Raw genomic sequence first — 18,330 nt, 5'->3', positions numbered from 1 at the left:
TCGGGATGCGACGTCGTCGCCCCCGCCCCTCCGGCGTCCGTGACGGAAGCTCGCGACACACGGTCCCTGATATACTGACCAGGATGTCCGTCCCCGTGTGCCCCGCCGACGGGGACGAGACCGTCTGGCGCCCCGGCCCCCTCACCCGACGGCAGGCCAGGGCCGATGTCTGGCTCGCCGCGGCCCTCCTCGGCCTCGGGCTCGTGACCTGGTGGCTCGCGTCGGTCGCCGTCGAGGACTCCGACGTCAGCACGGCACCGCCTCTCGAGGCGATCGCCTGGCTCGTCGCCCTCTGCGCGCCGACCGCGCTGCGCAGGCGCGCCCCGCTCTCCGTCATGGTGGTGGTGAGCGCAGTCCTCGTCCTCAGCCAGCTGCGCGGGTACCCCGACTCCACGGCCCCGTCCATCGTCGAGTTCCTCGTCGTCTACACGGCCAACGCGTGGGCCCGTTCACGGCGGGCGGCCCTGGTCGGCAGCGCGGTCGTGACGGTCGCCGTGCTCGGCTGGTTCGGCGTCGCCGTCCTCGGCCCCCTCCAGCAGGGCGACCCGGTGCTCTCGTCGACCGTCGCCGGCGTCGTCTACTCGTTCGTCCTCAACCTGCTCTTCTTCGTGTCGGCCGTCTGGTTCGGCCGGTCGTCCCGGGTCTCCGCCGCCCGCCTCCGTGCCCTCGAGCGCGCCGGGGTCGACCTCCGCGCCGCCCAGGAGCTCGTGGCCGACCGCGCGATCGGCGAGGAGCGCGCACGCATCGCACGCGAGCTGCACGACGTCGTCGCGCACCACGTCGCCGTGATCGCCATCCAGGCAGGTGCGGCGCGACGCACGCTGCACCGACCCGAGATCGCGAGCGGTGCGCTCGGCGCGGTCGAGTCCACGGCACGCACCGCCATCGACGAGCTGGAGCGGCTGCTCACCGTGCTGCGCGCCCAGGACGGCGCCCCGCACGACGGCCCGACCGGGCTCGCCGCGCTCCCGCAGCTCGTGGCCGACACCCGACGACTCGGCCTCGACGTCCGGTTCAGCACCCACGGCGAGCGCTTCGACGTGCCCGACAGCGTCGGGGTCACCCTGTTCCGGGTCGTCCAGGAGGCGCTGACCAACACCCTCAAGCACGCCTCGGCCGGCGTCGCCGACGTCCGCCTGCGGTTCCGCGACCGCGCCGTGGAGGTCGAGGTGACCGACGACGGGGTGGGCGGAGCCGCAACCTCGCCGACGCAGCAGCACGGCTCGGCCGGTTCGGGCCTCGGTCAGCGCGGGATGCGCGAGCGGGTCGACCTGCACGGCGGCGAGCTGCACGTCGGCCCGCACGCCAAGGGCGGCTACCGGGTGCGCGCCGTGCTGCCCGCCGTCCGCACGGCCACCGCCGCCCCCGAGGACCCCGCCCTTCCCCGCTCTCGAGAGGCACCCGCACGATGACCGCCGACGCCCCTGCGCCCAACGCTCCCGACGCCGACGCCACGCGCCCGATCAGGGTCCTCCTCGCCGACGACCAGGACCTCGTCCGCGCCGGCTTCCGGATCATCCTCGAGACCGCTCCCGACGTCGTCGTCGTGGGCGAGGCCAGGGACGGCCTCGAGGCCGTGGCGCTGGCCGCCTCCACGTCTCCGGACGTGATCGTGATGGACGTCGAGATGCCCGGCATCGACGGGCTGGAGGCGACGCGTCGCCTCCTCGAGGCCGCCGCGCCCGGCGGCCCGGCCGTGCTGGTGCTCACGACCTTCGGTCGCGGCGAGTACCTGTTCCGTGCGCTCCGTGCCGGGGCCAGCGGCTTCCTGCTCAAGACGTCCAGCCCGGAGGAGCTGATCGAGGCGATCGCCGTCGTGCACCGCGGCGACGCACTGCTCGCCCCCGAGCTGACCCGCCGGGTCGTCGCGGCCGCCATCGCCGAGGCCGTCGTGCCCGTGATCGTGCCGAGCCCCCGGCTCGTCGCGCTCACCGACCGCGAGCGAGAGGTGCTCGACCGCATGGCCACGGGCTGCTCGAACGCCGAGATCGCGCGCGACCTGTACCTCGGCGAGGCCACCGTCAAGACGCACGTGTCGAACGTGCTCACGAAGCTCGGGCTGCGCGACCGCACGGCCGCCGTCGTCTTCGCCTACGAGAACGGGGTCGTCGTCCCCGGCGACGGGCCCCGCTAGGGCGACGACTCCGCCGCCGGTGGGACGCGCCGGGTCTCCGCTGCCTCCTACGCTGGGGTCGACGGCCGGCCCCGGCCGACGCCACAGGGCAGCCCGGTGCCGCCCGGAGGGAGGGCCCGTGCTCCAGCTCGACCACGTCCGACGGTCGTTCGGCGGCCGGACCGCGCTCGACGACGTCTCGTTCGACGTCGCCCACGGACGCCTGACCGGCTTCGTCGGGGCCAACGGCGCCGGCAAGACCACGACGATGCGCATCGTCCTCGGCGTGCTCGCCGCCGACTCGGGCGAGGTCCGGTGGGACGGGTCCCCGCTCGGCGACGAGGTGCGCCGCAGCTTCGGCTACATGCCGGAGGAGCGGGGCCTGTACCCGAAGATGACCGTCGTCGACCAGCTCGTCTACCTCGCTCGGCTGCACGGCGTCGGACGAGCCGCGGCGAGGCGCCGCTCGCTCGAGGTGCTCGACCGGCTCGGCCTGGTCGACCGGGCACGCGACAAGCTCGACAGCCTGTCGCTCGGCAACCAGCAGCGGGTCCAGATCGCCGCGGCCCTCGTCCACGAACCGCGGATGCTGGTCCTCGACGAGCCCTTCTCGGGCCTGGACCCGATCGCCGTCGACGTCGTCGTCGCGGTGCTCCGGGAACGGGCGTCGACGGGGGTACCCGTGCTGTTCTCGAGCCACCAGCTGGACGTCGTCGAGCGTCTGTGCGACGACCTGGTCGTGATCGCGGACGGGACCGTCCGGGCGGCCGGGCCGAGGCACGAGCTGCAGGCACGGTTCGCGCGGGCTCGCTGGCGCATCGTCGTCGACGACGACGCGGGCTGGCTGCGCGATCAGCCCGGAGTGACGGTCGTCGAGCTCGACGGCCCCGTGGCCCTCGTCGAGCTCGCGGCCGGGACGGACGACCAGGCCATGCTCGCGGCGGGGCTCCGGCACGGGCCGGTGCGCTCGTTCCACCCCGTCCTGCCCCGGCTCGCCGAGATCTTCGAGGAGGTCGTCCGATGACGCCCGACCCCCCTGTCGCCGACCGGGCCGCCGAGCGCCCCGGTGCTCGCGGGCTCCTCTGGGTCGTCGCCCGACGCGAGATGGCGGTCAAGCTGCGCGATCGCGCGTTCATCGTCAGCGGTGTCGTCATGCTCGTCCTCATCGGCGCCGCACTCGTCGTGCCGGCCCTGCTCGCGGGCGGCCCCGACCGCGTGGCGGTCCTCGACGCGCCCACCGCGGCCGTCGTCGAGGCGACCGGCGCGGAGGCCGTCACGACCTCGTCGGGCGCAGAGGCGACGGCGGCGGTCCGCTCGGGCGACGTCGACGCCGCCGTGCTGCCGGATGCGGGCTCGCCGACCGGGCTCCGCGTCGTGGCCCTGGAGTCTGTCTCGTCGGTGCTCGTGCTGGGCGTCAGCGAGGCGTCGCCGGTCGAGCTGCTGGAGCCCGCCGACGCCGACCCGCTGGTCGCCGTCTTCGCGCCGCTCGCCTTCGGGGTCCTCTTCGTGACGACCTCGCTGCTCTTCGGCCTCAGCATCGCGCAGAGCGTGGTGGAGGAGAAGCAGACCCGCGTCGTGGAGATCCTGGTCGCCGCCGTCCCGGTGCGCACGCTGCTCGCGGGCAAGGTCGTCGGCGCCGCCGTCCTGGCGATCGCCCAGACGGCCGTCCTCGCCGCGGTCGCGCTCGGGGGCCTGGCGCTCACGGGCCGGGCCGACGCCCTGCCGGCCGAGCTCCTGCCCTCCCTGGCCGCGGCCGTCGGCTGGTACGTGCCGTTCTTCGTCGCGGGCTTCCTGCTGCTCGCGGGCATGTGGGCCGTCGCCGGGGCCCTCGTGTCGCGCATCGAGGACCTGGGCTCGACGACGACGCCGGTCCAGCTCGTCGTGATGGTGCCGTTCTTCGCGACGGTCTTCGTGAACACGCCCGGCCCTGCCCTGACCGCGCTGTCGTTCGTGCCGTTCAGCGCGCCGGTCGCGATGCCGGTGCGGATGGTGCTCGAGGGCGGGGTGCCGGTCTGGCAGCCGCTCACGGCCCTCGCGCTGCTCGTCGTCTGCGCGGTCGCCGTGGTGCTGGTCGCCGCGCGCCTCTACGAGGGGTCGCTGCTCCGCACGGGCGGCACGACCTCGCTCGGCCAGGCCTGGCGTCGGCGCTGACCGACGTCGCGCCCGGACCGCTCCCGCGGCACGGCCGGGTCAGAGCACAGCGGGCCGTGGGCAGGGCTCAGGGGGCAGGCGGCAGGCGCGGGTCGTCCGGGCCCTTGCCGTCGTTGCGCCGGAGGTAGCGCTCGAACTCCTCCGCGATCGCCTCGCCGCTGGCCTCGGGCGAGTCGACCGTGTCGCGCGCCTGCTCGAGCTGCTCGATGTAGCCGGCCATGTCGTCGTCGTCCGAGGCGAGGGCGTCGATGCCCTGCTCCCACGCGGCGGACTCCGCCTCGAGGTCGCCTCGGGGGATGCTGACGCCCGCGACCTCGTCGAGCTTCTCGATCAGCGCGAGGGTCGCCTTGGGGGAGGGCGAGGCGTGCACGTAGTGCGGCACCTGGGCCCAGATCGACAGGGTCGGGATCCCGGCGGACTCCACCGCGTCCCCGAGCACGGAGAGGATGCCGACCGGGCCCTCGTAGGTGCTGCGCTCCAGGCTCAGCTCGCCCCGCACCTCCTCGTTGTCGCTGCTGACGAAGACCGAGATGGGACGCGTGTGCGGCACGTCGGCGAGCATCGCGCCGAGGAACACGACGGCGGAGACGTCGTGCACGTCGATCAGGTCGACCACCTCGGCCGCGAAGCCGCGCCAGCTGCGCGAGGGCTCGGCGCCGAGCAGCACGAAGACGTCCGGGGCGTCGCCCGCGGGGCCGCCGGCGGGCGTCGAGGCCACCTCGGGGGAGGCTTGCAGCTGGATCCGGGGCCACACCAGCGCCCGGACCCCGTCGTCGTCGTACCCGACCTGGGGGCGGTTGAACTGGTAGTCGATGTACCGCTCTCCGTCGAGCTCGGCGACCGGCTCGAGCGAGAGGGTGTCGACGATGCTGCGGGCGACGCCGCTGGCCGCCTCGCCGGCGTCGTTCCAGCCCTCGAACGCGACGACCAGGAGGCGGCCCGTCGCGAACGACGGCGTGCCGCTCACCGCCGACCCCTCGGTCGTCGTCTCGTCGGGCACTGCGTCTTCACCGGGCACGGGATCCTCACCGGCCGGGCACGGTCCCCGGCGTCTAGCCCTCCACGATAGCCGTCCGACACCGTCGAGGAGGCGGCAGCGCGGCGGCCCTGACCGCTCCCGTAGACTCGTGCCCCGTGACCGACTCCCTGCCTGCCGCCGTCCTCTGGGACATGGACGGAACCCTCGTCGACACCGAGCCCTACTGGTTCGACTCCCAGGTCGACCTCGTCGCCTCCTTCGGGGGCACCTGGACGAAGGCCGAGGGCGACACCCTGATCGGCTCGGGCCTCTGGCACTCGGCCGCCGTCCTCCAGCGGCACGGCGTCGACCTGCCCGCGGACGAGATCATCGACCGGCTGACGACCGACGTGCTGACGCGCTGCGCCGAGCACGTGCCGTGGCGCCCGGGAGCCCGCGAGCTCCTCGCCGAGCTGCGGGCCGCCGGCGTCCCGACCGCGCTCGTCACGATGTCGATCCGTCGCATGGCCCAGTTCATGGTCGACGCGATCGGCGACGACTCGTTCGACGCCGTCGTGGCCGGCGACGAGGTCGAGCACAGCAAGCCCCACCCCGAGGCGTACCTGCGCGGTGCCGAGCTGCTCGGCGTGGACGTCGCCGACTGCGTCGCCATCGAGGACAGCGTCCCGGGCCTCACCTCGGCGATGGCCGCCGGCGCCGTCGCGCTCGGCGTCGAGCACGCCGCACCGCTCGCCGACGACTCCGGCTACGTCCGCCGTGACACGCTCGTCGGCGTCGGCCTGGCCGACCTGCGCGAGATGCACGCCGCGGGCCGACGCGCCCGCGACGCGCGCACCTCCGACTCCTGACCTCCCGGCGCCGCGTGCGCCGCCCCTCCCGCACCGCGGCCCCGATCCGGGCCCGACAGAGAGCAGCACCCACCATGAGCGCCACCCGCCGACAGTCCGGCCCGTTCCTCGAGGGCGACAAGGTCCAGCTCACCGGCCCCAAGGGCAAGATGAACACCGTCGTGCTGACCCCCGGCGCCGTGTTCCACACGCACCGCGGCATGATCGCCCACGACGACCTCGTCGGCCTCCCCGACGGCTCGGTCGTCGCGAGCACGACCGGCGACGAGTACCTCGCCCTGCGCCCCCTGCTGAGCGACTTCGTCATGTCCATGCCCCGCGGCGCGGCCATCGTCTACCCGAAGGACGCCGCCCAGATCGTCGCCTTCGCCGACATCTTCCCCGGTGCCACGGTCGTCGAGGCCGGCGTCGGATCGGGCGCCCTGTCGCTCTGGCTGCTCCGCGCGATCGGCCCGGAGGGGCGCCTCGCGTCGTTCGAGCGCCGCCAGGAGTTCGCCGACGTCGCCCAGGGCAACGTCGTGAGCTTCTTCGGCGCCGAGCCGCAGAACTGGACGGTGACCGTCGGCGACCTCGTGGAGGAGCTCGCCGCCGTCGTCCCCGACGGCACCGCCGACCGGGTCGTCCTCGACATGCTGGCCCCGTGGGAGTGCGTCGACGAGACCGCCGCCGCGCTCACCCCCGGCGGGCTCGTGGTCTGCTACGTCGCCACGGCCACCCAGCTCTCGCGCGTCGCCGAGGCCCTCCGCGCCTCCGGCCAGTTCACCGAGCCCGACGCCTCCGAGACGCTCGTCCGGGGCTGGCACGTCGAGGGCCTCGCCGTCCGGCCGGACCACCGCATGATCGGGCACACGGGCTTCCTCATCACCGCCCGTCGCCTCGCACCGGGCGCGGTGCTGCCCCAGCTCAAGCGCCGCCCGTCCAAGTCCGACTACTCGGACGAGGACGTCGAGCTGTGGACCCCCGGGGCCCTCGGCGAGCGGTCGGCGAGCGACAAGAAGCTGCGCAAGACCGCACGGCAGGCACGATCGGCGGCCGACAGCGCCGTCGCGGCGACCGACAGCCTCGCCGAGGCGGACGGCGACGGCCAGGCCGACGGCGACGGCCGGGCCGACGCCCCGCACTAAGCTGTCCTCCGCATCACCAGCGACCCGCCAGTCGCGGCCACCGGCCGCAGCCCAGGAAAGAGCCTCCGTGCGCAAGATCCCCGCCCTCGTCGTGACCGTCGGCCTGCTGGCCTCGCTGACCGCGTGCGCGACGACCCCCGCGCCGGGCTCCGCCGGGTGCCCGCCCACGGGCGACGCCGCCTCGGTCGTCACCGCCACCGGCGCCTTCGGCGAGAAGCCCGACGCCCAGGTGCCGAGCCCCATCGTCACGACCGAGACGCAGGTCTCGACCCTGATCGAGGGCACCGGCGACCGCATCCTCGACGGCACGCCGGTCATCATCGACTACACCCTCTACGACGGCACCACCGGCGCCGAGGTCGAGGACTCCGGCTACGACGGCAGCCTCAACGCGCCCATCACCGTCGGCGGCACGGCCCTGGCCCCGCTCGCCTCGGCGCTCGAGTGCTCACGGGTGGGCTCCCGCGTCGCCGTCGCCATCAAGGCCTCCGAGCTGTCGGCGTCGGTCAACGGCGGCGCCGGTGCCACCGACGACGCCCCCGACGCTGCCTACGTCGCCATCGTCGACATCCGCCAGTCCTTCCTCGCCAAGGCGAACGGCCGCCCCGTGCTCGGCGCGCAGGGCATGCCCGCCGTCGTCCGTGCCCCGGACGGCGCCCCCGGAGTGACGGTCCCCGCGTCGGAGGCCCCCACGTCGCCCGAGTCGCACCTCGTCCTCGACGGCTCAGGCCGCGAGCTCGCCGCGGACGACACCGCCGTCGTGCAGTTCACCGCCGTGACGTGGGCCTCGCCCTCGACCGTCGCGACCTCGTCGTGGACGAACGGAGGGTCGGCCACCTCGCTGCCGCTCGCGGACGAGCAGATCCCCGCCCCGATCCGCGACGCGCTCGTGGGCACGCCCATCGGCTCCCAGGTGATGGTCGTCGTGCCCGCCGACGAGACGGCCGGCGTCCCCCAGCCGCTCGTCTACGTCTTCGACGTCCTGGGCGCCCTCTGACCCGCCGTCCCGTGTCGCCCCGCCGCCCCGTCCTCCGGGCCGCGGGGCTCGCGGGCGTGTCCTAGGATCGACCCGTGGCAGCCGTCCGCGCTCCGCGCATCCCCGTCGAGGAACGCCTCTTCAGCCTCGTCCTCGCCCTCCTCGCGACCGACGCCGGCCTGACCAAGACCGAGGTCCTGTCGACCGTCCAGGGCTACCGGCAGAAGTACGCCGCCGGCGGCGACAACGCGGCCCTCGAGCGGCAGTTCGAGCGTGACAAGGACGACATCCGCGAGCTCGGCGTCCCCCTCGAGACCGTCGACGACCCTGCCGCGGCCGGTGACAACCACCTCCTGCGCTACCGCATCCTCCGTGGCGACTACGAACTGCCCGTCGACATCTCCTTCTCGCCGGAGGAGACGGCGCTCCTCACGCTCGCGGGCATGGTGTGGCGCGAGGGCACCCTCTCGGCCGAGTCCCGCCGCGCGCTGCTCAAGCTGCGGTCCCTGGGAGGCGCGACGAACGTCCCCGAGCTCGCCTACGCCCCGCGGGTCCGCAGTCGCGACGCCGCCTTCGAGCCGCTGCGCACCGCCCTCGACCGCGGCGTCGTCGTGCGCTTCGACTACCTCAAGCCGGGGGAGGCGGCGCCCCGTCGCCGAGAGGTGGCGCCCTTCGCGCTGGTCCAGCACCAGGGCCGGTGGATGGTGTCCGTCGTCGAGCCCGACACGTCGTCCCGCAAGAACTTCCTGCTGTCGCGCATCGTGGGCCCGGTGACCGTCACGACGAAGGCGTTCGCGCGTCCCGCCGACGCCACCGCCGACTCCGCGCTGGAGGGCCTCGACCGGTTGTGGGAGCAGAACACGGCCGCCGTCCGGGCCGCCCCCGACTCCGACGCCCGCACCCGCCTCGGCGCGCGGCGCGGCACGGTCCCGGCCGACGGCGACGTGCTGCTCGTGCACTACAGCGATCGTCAGGTCCTCGCCGAGGAGCTCACGTCGTTCGGGCCCGAGGTCGTCGTGCTCGCGCCCGACGACCTGCGCGACCTGGTGGCGTCGCGCCTCCGCGACCTCGCGGCCGACCACGCGGTCGAAGCCGCCCCGGGCCGCGCCGCCGCGGGCTCCGGTGCCGCCACGAGCGGGGGAGCAGCCTCGTGACCGACCGCCGCCCTGCCCTGCACGCGACCGACAAGCTCGCGTTCCTGCTCTCGCTCGTGCCCTGGCTGATCGACCACGAGCGCGTCAGCGTGGCCGAGGCCGCCGCGCACTTCGGCGTGGGCGTGACCGACATCCGGCGCGCCGTCGAGCTGATCGCCGTCTCGGGCATCCCGGGAGACACCGCCCAGTACCAGCACGCCGACCTCTTCGACATCGCGTGGGACGACTTCGAGCAGAACGACGTCATCGTCCTGACCAACCTCGTGGCCATCGACGACACGCCCCGCTTCTCGGCCCGCGAGGCGGCCGCGCTGATCGCCGGCCTGCAGTACCTGTCGTCGCTCCCGGAGAACGCGGACCGCGGGGCGGTCGCCTCGCTGATGTCGAAGCTGTCCCGCGGCGCCTCGGGCGAGCCGAGCCAGGTGGCCGTGGCGCAGGAGGGCACGAGCGAGGTGCTCGCCCTCGTCCGCGACGCCGTCGAGCGCGGGGTGCAGCTCGAGTTCGACTACGCCGGCGTCCGAGGGCAGGTCGAACGGCGCCGCGTCGACCCCCTCCGGGTGGAGTCGCTCGACGCCGACTGGTACCTCCGTGGCTGGGACCACCTGAGGGAGGCGCTCCGGACGTTCCGCCTGGACCGCATCGCGTCGCCTGCCCTTACCGACGCGCGCATCACGCACCGCGCCTCCGACCTGTCGCTGCCCGACACCCTCTTCGAGGGCTCGCCGGACGACCTCGACGTCGTCGTCGAGATCGACGCGGCGGCGGCCCCGCTCCTGGACGACTACCGGCCCTCCGACGTCGTGGACGCAGGGGAGGGGCGCACCCGCCTCACCCTCCGCGTCGGCCACGTGGGCACCGTCGCCCGTCTCGTGAGCGGTCTCCCGGGCCGCGCCCGCGTCGTCGCGCCCGACGAGGCCCGTCTCGCCGTCGCGAGCTGGGCCGCCGGGGCCGCCGCCCGCTACGACGCCTGAGCCGCTCGGCCGCCGGGGCAGCTCGGGTCGCTCGACATGGGCCCGACCGCCAGGTCCCGTCACAGGCTCCGGGTTACACTGGGGACTCCCCTTCCCGCTAGGAGACACCCCTCATGCTCGGAAACCTCACCGGCTGGCACCTGATCATCATCCTGGCGATCATCCTGCTGCTGTTCGGCGCCCCCAAGCTGCCCGCCCTCGCGAAGAGCATCGCCCAGTCGATGCGCATCTTCAAGAACGAGATCGGCGACGACAAGAAGACCGGCGACGACGACGTCACCCGCCGCTCGGCCACCGACAGCACCCTGCGCCGTGACGCCGACGTCCCGACCGTCCGCCCCACCAGCGGCGACGACCACCTGAAGAACTGACGCGTGGCCACGACGACGACTCGTGGCACCGACGAGGGCGACCAGGCACCACGGGGCTCGCGCAAGCGCTCGGCCGACGGGCGCATGTCCCTGGGCGCGCACCTCGTCGAGCTGCGCAAGCGCCTCTTCCGCTCCGCCCTGGCACTGATCCTCGCCAGCGTCGCGGGCTGGTTCGTCTCCCAGTTCGTCCTCGACTTCCTGCGGCAGCCGGTCCTCGTGCTGGCGGGCGGCAACGCGAGCGAGGCCGTCCTCAACTACGGCCAGATCACGAGCAGCTTCGACCTGCGGATGCAGATCGCCGTCACCGTCGGCGTGATCCTCAGCAGCCCGGTCTGGCTGTACCAGGTCTGGGCGTTCATCGTCCCGGCCCTGGTCCGTCGAGAGAAGCTCTACGCCGTCGGCTTCATCGGCTCGGCCATCCCGCTCTTCCTGCTCGGCTGCATGAGCGGCGTCTACGTCCTGCCGAACATCGTGCGCGTGCTCACGGGCTTCGTCTCCGAGCAGGACGCCGCGATCATCGACGCGAAGCAGTACTTCGACTTCGTCCTCAAGCTCGTCCTCGCCTGCGGCATCGCCTTCGTCCTGCCGGTCTTCCTCGTGCTCCTCAACTTCGTCGGGGTCATCAGCGCCGGGGCGATCATCAAGGGCTGGCGCGTCGCCATCCTGCTGATCGCGGTCTTCACCGCCATCGCGACGCCCGCGGCCGACATCTTCTCGATGTTCCTGCTCGCGGTGCCCATGGTGTTCCTCTACTTCGTCGCCGCCGGCGTCGCCTGGATCCACGACCGCGGCGTCGCCAAGCGCGCCGCGGCACTCGACGCCGAACTCGCCGGAGGGTGACCCCATGACCAGCAGCGACCTCAGCCCGGCCGCCCGCTTCGCCGCCTCGAAGAACCGCGTCCGCACGCCGCAGCTGCAGTCGTTCCGGTCGCGCCTCGGCTTCTCCCTCGACCCGTTCCAGGAGGCGGCCTGCGCCTCCGTCGAGGAGGGCTCGAGCGTCCTCGTCGCCGCGCCCACGGGTGCGGGCAAGACGCTGGTCGCCGAGTTCGCCATCCACCTCGCGATGCAGCACCCCCGCGACAAGGTCTTCTACACCGCGCCGATGAAGGCGCTGAGCAACCAGAAGTTCCAGGAGCTGGTGGCCGAGTACGGGGCGTCCGAGGTCGGCCTGCTCACCGGCGACACGAACGTCAACTCCCGTGCGCGCATCGTCGTGATGACGACCGAGGTGCTCCGCAACATGATCTACGCGGGCTCCGAGATGCTCGACGACCTCCGCTACGTCGTCCTCGACGAGGTGCACTTCCTGGCCGACCGCTTCCGCGGCGCCGTGTGGGAAGAAGTGATCATCCACCTCCCGCTCGACGTGCGCCTCATCTCGCTCAGCGCCACCGTGTCGAACGCCGAGGAGTTCGGCGACTGGCTGCAGACCGTCCGCGGCGGCACCGACGTGATCGTCTCCGAGGACCGCCCGGTGCCCCTCGACCAGCACGTCCTCGTCGGGGGCAAGTTCCTCGACCTGTTCGACTCGAGCGGGCAGGCGGCGACCAACCGCGTCAACCCCGAGCTGCTGCGGGCCACCTCGCTGTCGAGACGAGGAGGCGGTAGCCGGCGCGAGCGCGGCGGTCGCGACGGCTTCTCGGGCCGCGGCCCGCGCGGCCACGTCGTGCCGCCGACGCAGCACGCCCAGGGTCGCCTCGACCGCTGGAAGATCGTCGAGATGCTCGACGACCAGAACCTGCTCCCGGCCATCTTCTTCGTCTTCAGCCGCGTCGGCTGCGACCAGGCCGTCAAGCAGGTGCTGCGCTCGGGCATCCGCCTCACCACCGCCGACCAGCGCCGGGAGATCCGCGAGATCGTCGAGGCCCGGTGCCGCACGCTCCGTGACGAGGACCTCGCCGTGCTCGGCTACTGGCAGTGGCTCGACGGGCTCGAGCGCGGGGTCGCCGCGCACCACGCCGGCCTGCTGCCCGCTTTCAAGGAGGTGGTGGAGGAGCTGTTCCAGAAGAAGCTCGTCAAGGTCGTCTTCGCCACCGAGACCCTGGCTCTCGGCATCAACATGCCCGCGCGAACGGTCGTGCTCGAGAAGCTCGAGAAGTTCAACGGCGAGGCCCGCGTGCCGATCACGCCGGGGGAGTACACCCAGCTGACCGGCCGCGCCGGGCGGCGGGGGATCGACGTCGAGGGCCACTCCCTCATCCAGTGGCAGCAGGGCCTCGACCCGCAGGCGGTCGCGAGCCTCGCCTCCCGGCGCACCTATCCGATGAACTCCAGCTTCCGCCCGACCTACAACATGGCGGTCAACCTGATCGAGCAGTTCGGCCGGTCGCGCACCCGCGAGGTGCTCGAGACGTCGTTCGCCCAGTTCCAGGCCGACCGCGCCGTCGTCGACCTCGCCCGCAAGGTCCGGACGCAGCAGGAGAGCCTCGACGGCTACGCCCGCAGCATGCAGTGCCACCTGGGCGACTTCGGCGAGTACACCACGATCCGTCGCGAGCTCGGCGACCTCGAGAAGCAGGGCGCCGCACGAGCCGACGCGCAGTCCCGGGCTGAGCACGACAAGCGCCAGCGGCACCTCGCCGACCTCCGCCGTCGCCTCCGGCAGCACCCCTGCCACGCCTGCCCCGAGCGCGAGCAGCACGCCCGCTGGTCCGAGCGCTGGTGGAAGCTCAAGAAGCAGACCGACCAGCTCTCGGCCCAGATCCGGGGGCGCACCGGCGCCGTGGCGAAGGTCTTCGACCGGGTTACCGACGTGCTGCTCGACCGCGGCTACCTCGAGCCCACGTCACCACGCTCCTCGACGTCCGGTGCGGCCGCACCCGGCTCGTCGAGGCGCGGCAGCGACCGCACGGCCGAGGTCGCCGTCACGTCGACGGGGCGCACCCTCCGCCGCATCTACGGCGACCGCGACCTGCTCGTCGCCGAGAGCCTGCGACTCGGGCTCTGGGACGCGCTCGACGTGCCCTCGATGGCGGCGATGGCCGCCACCCTCGTCTACGAGCCCCGCCGCGACGAGGGCCAGCTCAGCGAGCGGTTCCTGCCCCGCGGCGCGTACCGCGAGGCCCTCGACGAGACGCAGAAGCTCTGGGCCGAGCTCGACGACCTCGAGCAAGAACACCGTCTGCCCGGCAGCAACCCGCCGGCCCCCGGCCTCGCGCTGGCCATGCACCGGTGGGCCCGGGGAGCGGACCTCGACTCCGTGCTCGAGGACGCCGAGCTCGCCGCGGGCGACTTCGTCCGCTGGACGAAGCAGACCATCGACCTGCTCGACCAGCTGTCCGTCGTCGCCGACCTGCCGGTCGGGCCGATCGCCCGCCGTGCCCTCGACGCCGTCCGGCGCGGGATCGTCTCCTACTCGGCGGTCTGAGGCGGGGCTCGGCGGTCCGAGCCGGCTCCGCAGGGTCGCTCTGGGCCTGCAGGAGGCGCGCCCCGCCTCCCAGCCTCGCCCCCGTAGGATCGCACGGTGCCCCTCCGCGTGACCGACTTCCGCCTGCCGCTCTGGGTGGCCGTCCTCGTGGCGGCCGGGGCCGGGGTCGTGCTCGACGCGGGGTTCCCCGACGGCGACGTGTGGCCCCTCGCCTTCGTCGGGATCGCCCTCGTGCTGGTGTCCCTGCGTGGCCGCCGGGCCGGGGGAGCCTTCCTCGTGGGCCTCGTGGCCGGGCTCTCGTTCTACCTCGTCCACATCTTCTGGGCGACCCTCTACCTCGGGCTGCTGCCGTGGGCCGCGCTCTCGACGCTCGAGGCCCTCTTCTTCGGCGGCGGGGCCGTGCTCATCGCCCTCGCCTACCGCTGGGTGCCGCGCATCTGGCCCGGACTCGTCGGCCAGGCCGTCGTCGTCCCGGTCGTCGTGGCCGGCCTCTGGACCCTCCGCGAGTTCGTCGCCGGCAACTGGCCCTACGGCGGGTTCGCGTGGGGCCGCATGGCGCTCAGCCAGTCGCAGAGCCCGTTCGCCGGGCTCGTGGCGTGGGTGGGCATCTCCGGGCTGAGCTTCCTCATGGTGGCCCTCGTCGCGGCGCTGATCCAGCTCGCCCTCATGGTCACGCTGCCCCGCGCGACCCGGCTGCTGGCCGGCGCGATCGCCGTCGTCGCCGTGCTCGCCGTCCCCGCTTGGCCCACGTCGTCGAGCGGCACCGCCCGCATCGCCGGCGTGCAGGGCAACGGACCGGCCGGCTACTTCGACGAGAGGGAGCAGGGCGACCTGCTCAACTCGCAGGTGCTCGCGATGAGCGGCCTCCAGTCCGGCGACGACCTCGACCTCGTCGTCTGGCCCGAGGGCGGCAGCGACCGCGACCCCACCCGCGACGCGTACGGCCGCTACGTCTTCGACGCCATCACGACGGGATACGACGCGCCCCTCCTGTCGGGCGTCATCACGCAGAGCGACGACGGCGAGACCGTCTGGAACTCCTCCGTCCTCTGGGACGACGGCGAGGTGCAGGGGCAGTACGACAAGAAGCACCCGATCCCGTTCGGCGAGTACGTGCCCGACCGCTCCTTCTGGCGGCCCTTCGCACCTGACCTCATCGACCTCATCGCCCGCGACTACACGCCCGGCACACGACCTGAGGCGATGACGATCGGCGACTTCACCGCCGGCATCTCGATCTGCTTCGACATCGTCGACGACCAGCTCGTCACGAACATGATGCGCGACGGCGCCCAGGTGATCATCGCGCAGACCAACAACGCCGACTTCGGCGACACCGACGAGAACGCCCAGCAGCTCGCGATCGCCCGGCTGCGGGCCATCGAGACGGCGCGCCCGGTCGTCAACGTCTCGACCATCGCCTCCAGCCGGGTCATCGACGCGCAGGGGGACATCGTCGCCGGCGTCCAGGACTTCACGGCCGGCACCATGGTCCACATGGTCGACCTCGGCACCGGGACGACGCCCGCGGTCGTCGACAGCCGGGCGATCGAGCTGTTCGTCTCGTTCCTCGGGCTCGCCCTGCTGGTCCTCTCGCGGGTGCTGATCGGCGGTCGTCGGAGCCGACGCCGCCGTCTCCTCACCTCGGCTCCGTGGGCGGAGCTCACCACGCCGCGGCTGGCCGCCGAGAAGTCCGTGGCCCTCGAGGACGAGCTGGACGACCCCGGCCAGTTCGACTCGGTGCGGCGCGGCCGCCGCCGCTGACGAAGCCGCACGGGACGCACGGCGTCACGACCGGCAGGCCGTCAGGACCGGCGACCGGACGCACATCGGCCCCGGCGTCGTGACGACGACCGGGGCCGATGGTGGGGGAGCGGGCCGGAACTCGGAGGGCGAGCCTCAGGCTCCGATGGCCTGCTTGCCGCGACGCGCGCGGAGGAACGTCAGACGCTCCTCGAGGAGCTCCTCGAGCTCCTCACGGCTGCGTCGCTCGAGCAGCATGTCCCAGTGGCTCCTGGGCACCTTGACGTCTCCGGCCTCGATCTCGACGGGCTTGCCGTCCGCGGCGAGCAGACGACCCTCCTGGCCGCTCTTGGGCGACTGCCAGATGTCGGGGATCTCCGCGTCGGCCGCGAAGACCATGTCGAACTCCGTGCCGTCCGCCGTCTGGTAGACGGCACGCTTCCGGGGTGAGAACTCCACGCCCTCTTCGCTCTGCAGGCTCTGACTGCCGAGCCGCATGCCACGCAAACTGCGATCTGCCATTGTGTGGTCTCCTCTCGCGTTGCAATCTCCCGTTGTAACGTCAGGTCGGGTCCGCCTGTTTCATCCGAGACGGATTCACAGTCCGCTCACAGTGCCCTGGCAGTGGCCGCCCGCACCTCCGCGAGGGCGAGATCGGCCCTGTCGGACACGAGTCCGTGCACGCCGAGGGCGAGCAGACGGCGCATGGCGACGGGGTCGTTGACGGTCCAGACGTGGGTCTCGACACCGATCGCCTCGAGGTCGCGGACCCGGCGACGGGTGACGACGCGGAGCGGGCCCTGGCGCTCGGGCACCTGGACGGCCCCGCAGCCACGGAGCGCACGGGCCATCAGTCTTAGCCGGATCGACGTGACGGGCACGGCGCCGAGGGCGACGACGGCGACGACGCCCCAGGACGACGCCGAGGTGGCGACGCCGGGGAGCTCGGCCAGCACCCGCCGTCGGATGCGCTGGTCGAAGGAGGTGAGCAGGACGCGGTGCTCGGCCCGTGCCCGCCGCACCGCGTCGATCGTCGGGTCGACGGCCTCGGCGACCTTGACGTCGATGTTGAAGCGGGTCTCGGGGAACGCGTCCAGCGCCTCCTCGAGGGTCGGCATCTCGTAGCCGTCATCGAGTCGGACCAGCCGGACCTCGGCCAGGGTGAGGTCGTGCACCGAGACGTCACGACCCGCGACCCGCGAGAGGTCGGGGTCGTGGCTCACGACGGCGACGCCGTCGCTCGTCGCGTGGACGTCGGTCTCGACGTAGAGCGCGCCCGCCGCGATCGCCTGCAGGAACGACGCCGTCGTGTTCTCGGGCACGTAGAGGGCCAGGCCGCGGTGCGCCAGCACCCGCGGTGCCGGGCCCTCGAACCAGACGGAGGCGCGGGCCGGCTCCACTAGGGAGCGGCCGGGGGAGCGGTGGGCGGCACGTCGGTGCTGCCGTCCGAGGAGCCGGTCGTGCCCGACGTCCCGGCCGTGCCGGCGGACCCGGGCAGGTCACCGGCCCCGGGACGCGTGACGGTCGGGAAGCCCAGGTCGGGCTCGCTGCCGAGGTCGACCGTGGTCGCGAGGTCGGGCGTCTGCTCGGTCTCGGACACCTTCGTCGTGCCGCGGTCGACCCAGCCGGGCGCCGACGGGTCCTTCGGGGCGAAGAAGCCCGAGCCGATGCCCTTGAGCGCCTCGGTCAGCTCGCTCGGGATGATCCAGAGCTTGTTCGCCGAGCCCTCGGCGAGCTTCGGCAGCGTCTGGAGGTACTGGTAGGCGAGCAGCTTCGGGTCGGGGTCGCCGAGGTGGATGGCGTTGAAGACGGTCTCGATGGCCTCGGCCTCGCCCTGTGCGCGCAGCACCTGTGCCCGGGCGTCGCCCTCGGCCCGGAGGATCGCCGACTGGCGGGAGCCCTCGGCCTCGAGGATCTGCGACTGCTTCGTGCCCTCGGCGGTGAGGATCGCGGCACGACGGTTCCGCTCGGCGCGCATCTGCTGCTCCATCGAGTCCTGGATGGACAAAGGCGGGTCGATCGCCTTGAGCTCGACGCGTCCGACGCGGATGCCCCACTTGCCGGTGGCCTCGTCGAGGACGATGCGGAGCTGGCCGTTGATGTTGTCGCGGCTCGTGAGGGCCTCTTCGAGGTTGAGCCCGCCGACGACGTTGCGGAGGGTCGTCGTGGTCAGCTGCTCGACCGCCCCGAGGTAGTTGGCGATCTCGTAGGTCGCCGCCCGGGCGTCCGTCACCTGGAAGTAGACGACCGTGTCGATCGAGACCACCAGGTTGTCCTCGGTGATGACCGGCTGCGGCGGGAACGACACGACCTGCTCGCGCATGTCGATCAGCGGCCGGACCCGGTCGATGAACGGGACGAGCAGGTTGAGCCCCGGCATGAGGGTCTTGTGGTACTTGCCGAGCCGCTCGACGACGCCCGCGCTGGCCTGCGGGATGATCCGCACGGCTCGGAACAGCACGACGAGCACGAAGACGACGACGATCGCGACGACGGCGACGGTCACGATGGTGGTGGGGTCCATGGTCAGTCC

Annotated in this window: 17 protein-coding genes; 13 read left to right on the top strand and 4 right to left on the bottom strand. The window is 73.1% G+C overall.

The window, feature by feature from the left end; all coding sequences use genetic code 11:
• The first annotated feature begins 83 nt into the window (after positions 1-83).
• The 4 genes from ITJ48_RS01120 to ITJ48_RS01105 all read left to right on the top strand — a co-directional run bounded on the left by ITJ48_RS01120 (position 84) and on the right by ITJ48_RS01105 (position 4,264).
• Positions 84-1,412 (top strand): sensor histidine kinase, encoded by a 1,329-nt coding sequence (locus tag ITJ48_RS01120; RefSeq protein ID WP_194612088.1) that lies wholly within the window; start codon positions 84-86, stop codon positions 1,410-1,412.
• The gene (locus tag ITJ48_RS01115; RefSeq protein WP_194612087.1) at positions 1,409-2,134 is read left to right on the top strand and encodes a response regulator transcription factor; all 726 of its coding nucleotides are present in this window, start codon (positions 1,409-1,411) and stop codon (positions 2,132-2,134) included. Before ITJ48_RS01120 ends, ITJ48_RS01115 begins: the two co-directional genes overlap by 4 nt.
• Positions 2,135-2,252: 118 nt before the next feature.
• On the top strand, positions 2,253-3,137 hold the full coding sequence (locus ITJ48_RS01110) for an ATP-binding cassette domain-containing protein (protein ID WP_194612086.1): 885 nt from the start codon (positions 2,253-2,255) through the stop codon (positions 3,135-3,137).
• Positions 3,134-4,264, top strand: a complete 1,131-nt coding sequence (locus ITJ48_RS01105; RefSeq protein WP_194612085.1) for an ABC transporter permease — start codon at positions 3,134-3,136, stop codon at positions 4,262-4,264. Before ITJ48_RS01110 ends, ITJ48_RS01105 begins: the two co-directional genes overlap by 4 nt.
• A 67-nt stretch (positions 4,265-4,331) precedes the next feature.
• Here the strand turns inward: ITJ48_RS01105 and ITJ48_RS01100 are convergent, their stop codons facing one another.
• Positions 4,332-5,231 (bottom strand): PAC2 family protein, encoded by a 900-nt coding sequence (locus tag ITJ48_RS01100; protein ID WP_194613276.1) that lies wholly within the window; start codon positions 5,229-5,231, stop codon positions 4,332-4,334.
• 167 nt (positions 5,232-5,398) lie between these two features.
• Here ITJ48_RS01100 and ITJ48_RS01095 point away from each other — a divergent pair, with 167 nt between their 5' ends.
• From ITJ48_RS01095 to lnt, 9 genes are all read left to right on the top strand, one after another.
• On the top strand, positions 5,399-6,091 hold the full coding sequence (locus tag ITJ48_RS01095) for an HAD family phosphatase (protein ID WP_146901067.1): 693 nt from the start codon (positions 5,399-5,401) through the stop codon (positions 6,089-6,091).
• A gap of 74 nt (positions 6,092-6,165) precedes the next feature.
• On the top strand, positions 6,166-7,215 hold the full coding sequence (locus tag ITJ48_RS01090) for a tRNA (adenine-N1)-methyltransferase (RefSeq protein ID WP_194612084.1): 1,050 nt from the start codon (positions 6,166-6,168) through the stop codon (positions 7,213-7,215).
• A gap of 67 nt (positions 7,216-7,282) precedes the next feature.
• The gene (locus ITJ48_RS01085; protein WP_194612083.1) at positions 7,283-8,212 is read left to right on the top strand and encodes an FKBP-type peptidyl-prolyl cis-trans isomerase; all 930 of its coding nucleotides are present in this window, start codon (positions 7,283-7,285) and stop codon (positions 8,210-8,212) included.
• A 74-nt stretch (positions 8,213-8,286) separates the two neighbouring features.
• Complete coding sequence (locus ITJ48_RS01080) at positions 8,287-9,345, top strand: helix-turn-helix transcriptional regulator (protein WP_370544719.1); 1,059 nt, start codon at positions 8,287-8,289, stop codon at positions 9,343-9,345.
• Complete coding sequence (locus tag ITJ48_RS01075; RefSeq protein WP_194612082.1) at positions 9,342-10,316, top strand: WYL domain-containing protein; 975 nt, start codon at positions 9,342-9,344, stop codon at positions 10,314-10,316. The genes ITJ48_RS01080 and ITJ48_RS01075 overlap by 4 nt, the downstream gene beginning before the upstream one ends.
• 113 nt (positions 10,317-10,429) lie before the next feature.
• Positions 10,430-10,687: a twin-arginine translocase TatA/TatE family subunit gene (gene tatA / locus ITJ48_RS01070; RefSeq protein WP_194612081.1), complete on the top strand. Its 258-nt coding sequence runs from the start codon at positions 10,430-10,432 to the stop codon at positions 10,685-10,687.
• Between the two features lie 3 nt (positions 10,688-10,690).
• Positions 10,691-11,527, top strand: a complete 837-nt coding sequence (tatC, locus tag ITJ48_RS01065; RefSeq protein WP_347876480.1) for a twin-arginine translocase subunit TatC — start codon at positions 10,691-10,693, stop codon at positions 11,525-11,527.
• A 4-nt stretch (positions 11,528-11,531) separates the two neighbouring features.
• Positions 11,532-14,054, top strand: a complete 2,523-nt coding sequence (locus ITJ48_RS01060) for an RNA helicase (protein ID WP_194612080.1) — start codon at positions 11,532-11,534, stop codon at positions 14,052-14,054.
• A 96-nt stretch (positions 14,055-14,150) separates the two neighbouring features.
• On the top strand, positions 14,151-15,818 hold the full coding sequence (lnt, locus tag ITJ48_RS01055; RefSeq protein WP_370544718.1) for an apolipoprotein N-acyltransferase: 1,668 nt from the start codon (positions 14,151-14,153) through the stop codon (positions 15,816-15,818).
• A gap of 135 nt (positions 15,819-15,953) precedes the next feature.
• Here lnt and ITJ48_RS01050 read toward each other — a convergent pair whose 3' ends face one another.
• The 3 genes from ITJ48_RS01050 to ITJ48_RS01040 all read right to left on the bottom strand — a co-directional run bounded on the left by ITJ48_RS01050 (position 15,954) and on the right by ITJ48_RS01040 (position 18,321).
• Positions 15,954-16,319 (bottom strand): RNA polymerase-binding protein RbpA, encoded by a 366-nt coding sequence (locus tag ITJ48_RS01050; protein WP_123545626.1) that lies wholly within the window; start codon positions 16,317-16,319, stop codon positions 15,954-15,956.
• An 86-nt stretch (positions 16,320-16,405) separates the two neighbouring features.
• A complete protein-coding gene (locus tag ITJ48_RS01045; protein WP_194612079.1) occupies positions 16,406-17,197 on the bottom strand; it encodes a glycerophosphodiester phosphodiesterase family protein in 792 nt (263 codons plus the stop codon).
• Positions 17,197-18,321: an SPFH domain-containing protein gene (locus ITJ48_RS01040; protein ID WP_228506180.1), complete on the bottom strand. Its 1,125-nt coding sequence runs from the start codon at positions 18,319-18,321 to the stop codon at positions 17,197-17,199. The genes ITJ48_RS01045 and ITJ48_RS01040 overlap by 1 nt, the downstream gene beginning before the upstream one ends.
• Positions 18,322-18,330: the final 9 nt, after the last annotated feature.

Origin of the sequence: Frigoribacterium sp. VKM Ac-2530 (genome assembly GCF_015350835.1) — a bacterium.
Taxonomy (GTDB): Bacteria; Actinomycetota; Actinomycetes; order Actinomycetales; family Microbacteriaceae; genus Frigoribacterium.
The sequence above is the reverse complement of the archived record's forward strand: the minus strand, read 5'-3'. Positions and strand labels throughout refer to the sequence as shown.

What these genes read in the sequence shown, in the direction of transcription:
- ITJ48_RS01090 (WP_194612084.1), top strand. Translation starts at nt 6,166, where the DNA reads ATGAGCGCCACCCGCCGACAGTCCGGCCCGTTCCTCGAGGGCGACAAG.
- ITJ48_RS01105 (WP_194612085.1), top strand. Translation starts at nt 3,134, where the DNA reads ATGACGCCCGACCCCCCTGTCGCCGACCGGGCCGCCGAGCGCCCCGGT.
- ITJ48_RS01120 (WP_194612088.1), top strand. Translation starts at nt 84, where the DNA reads ATGTCCGTCCCCGTGTGCCCCGCCGACGGGGACGAGACCGTCTGGCGC.
- ITJ48_RS01060 (WP_194612080.1), top strand. Translation starts at nt 11,532, where the DNA reads ATGACCAGCAGCGACCTCAGCCCGGCCGCCCGCTTCGCCGCCTCGAAG.
- ITJ48_RS01040 (WP_228506180.1), bottom strand. Translation starts at nt 18,321, where the DNA reads ATGGACCCCACCACCATCGTGACCGTCGCCGTCGTCGCGATCGTCGTC.
- ITJ48_RS01115 (WP_194612087.1), top strand. Translation starts at nt 1,409, where the DNA reads ATGACCGCCGACGCCCCTGCGCCCAACGCTCCCGACGCCGACGCCACG.
- ITJ48_RS01050 (WP_123545626.1), bottom strand. Translation starts at nt 16,319, where the DNA reads ATGGCAGATCGCAGTTTGCGTGGCATGCGGCTCGGCAGTCAGAGCCTG.
- tatA (WP_194612081.1), top strand. Translation starts at nt 10,430, where the DNA reads ATGCTCGGAAACCTCACCGGCTGGCACCTGATCATCATCCTGGCGATC.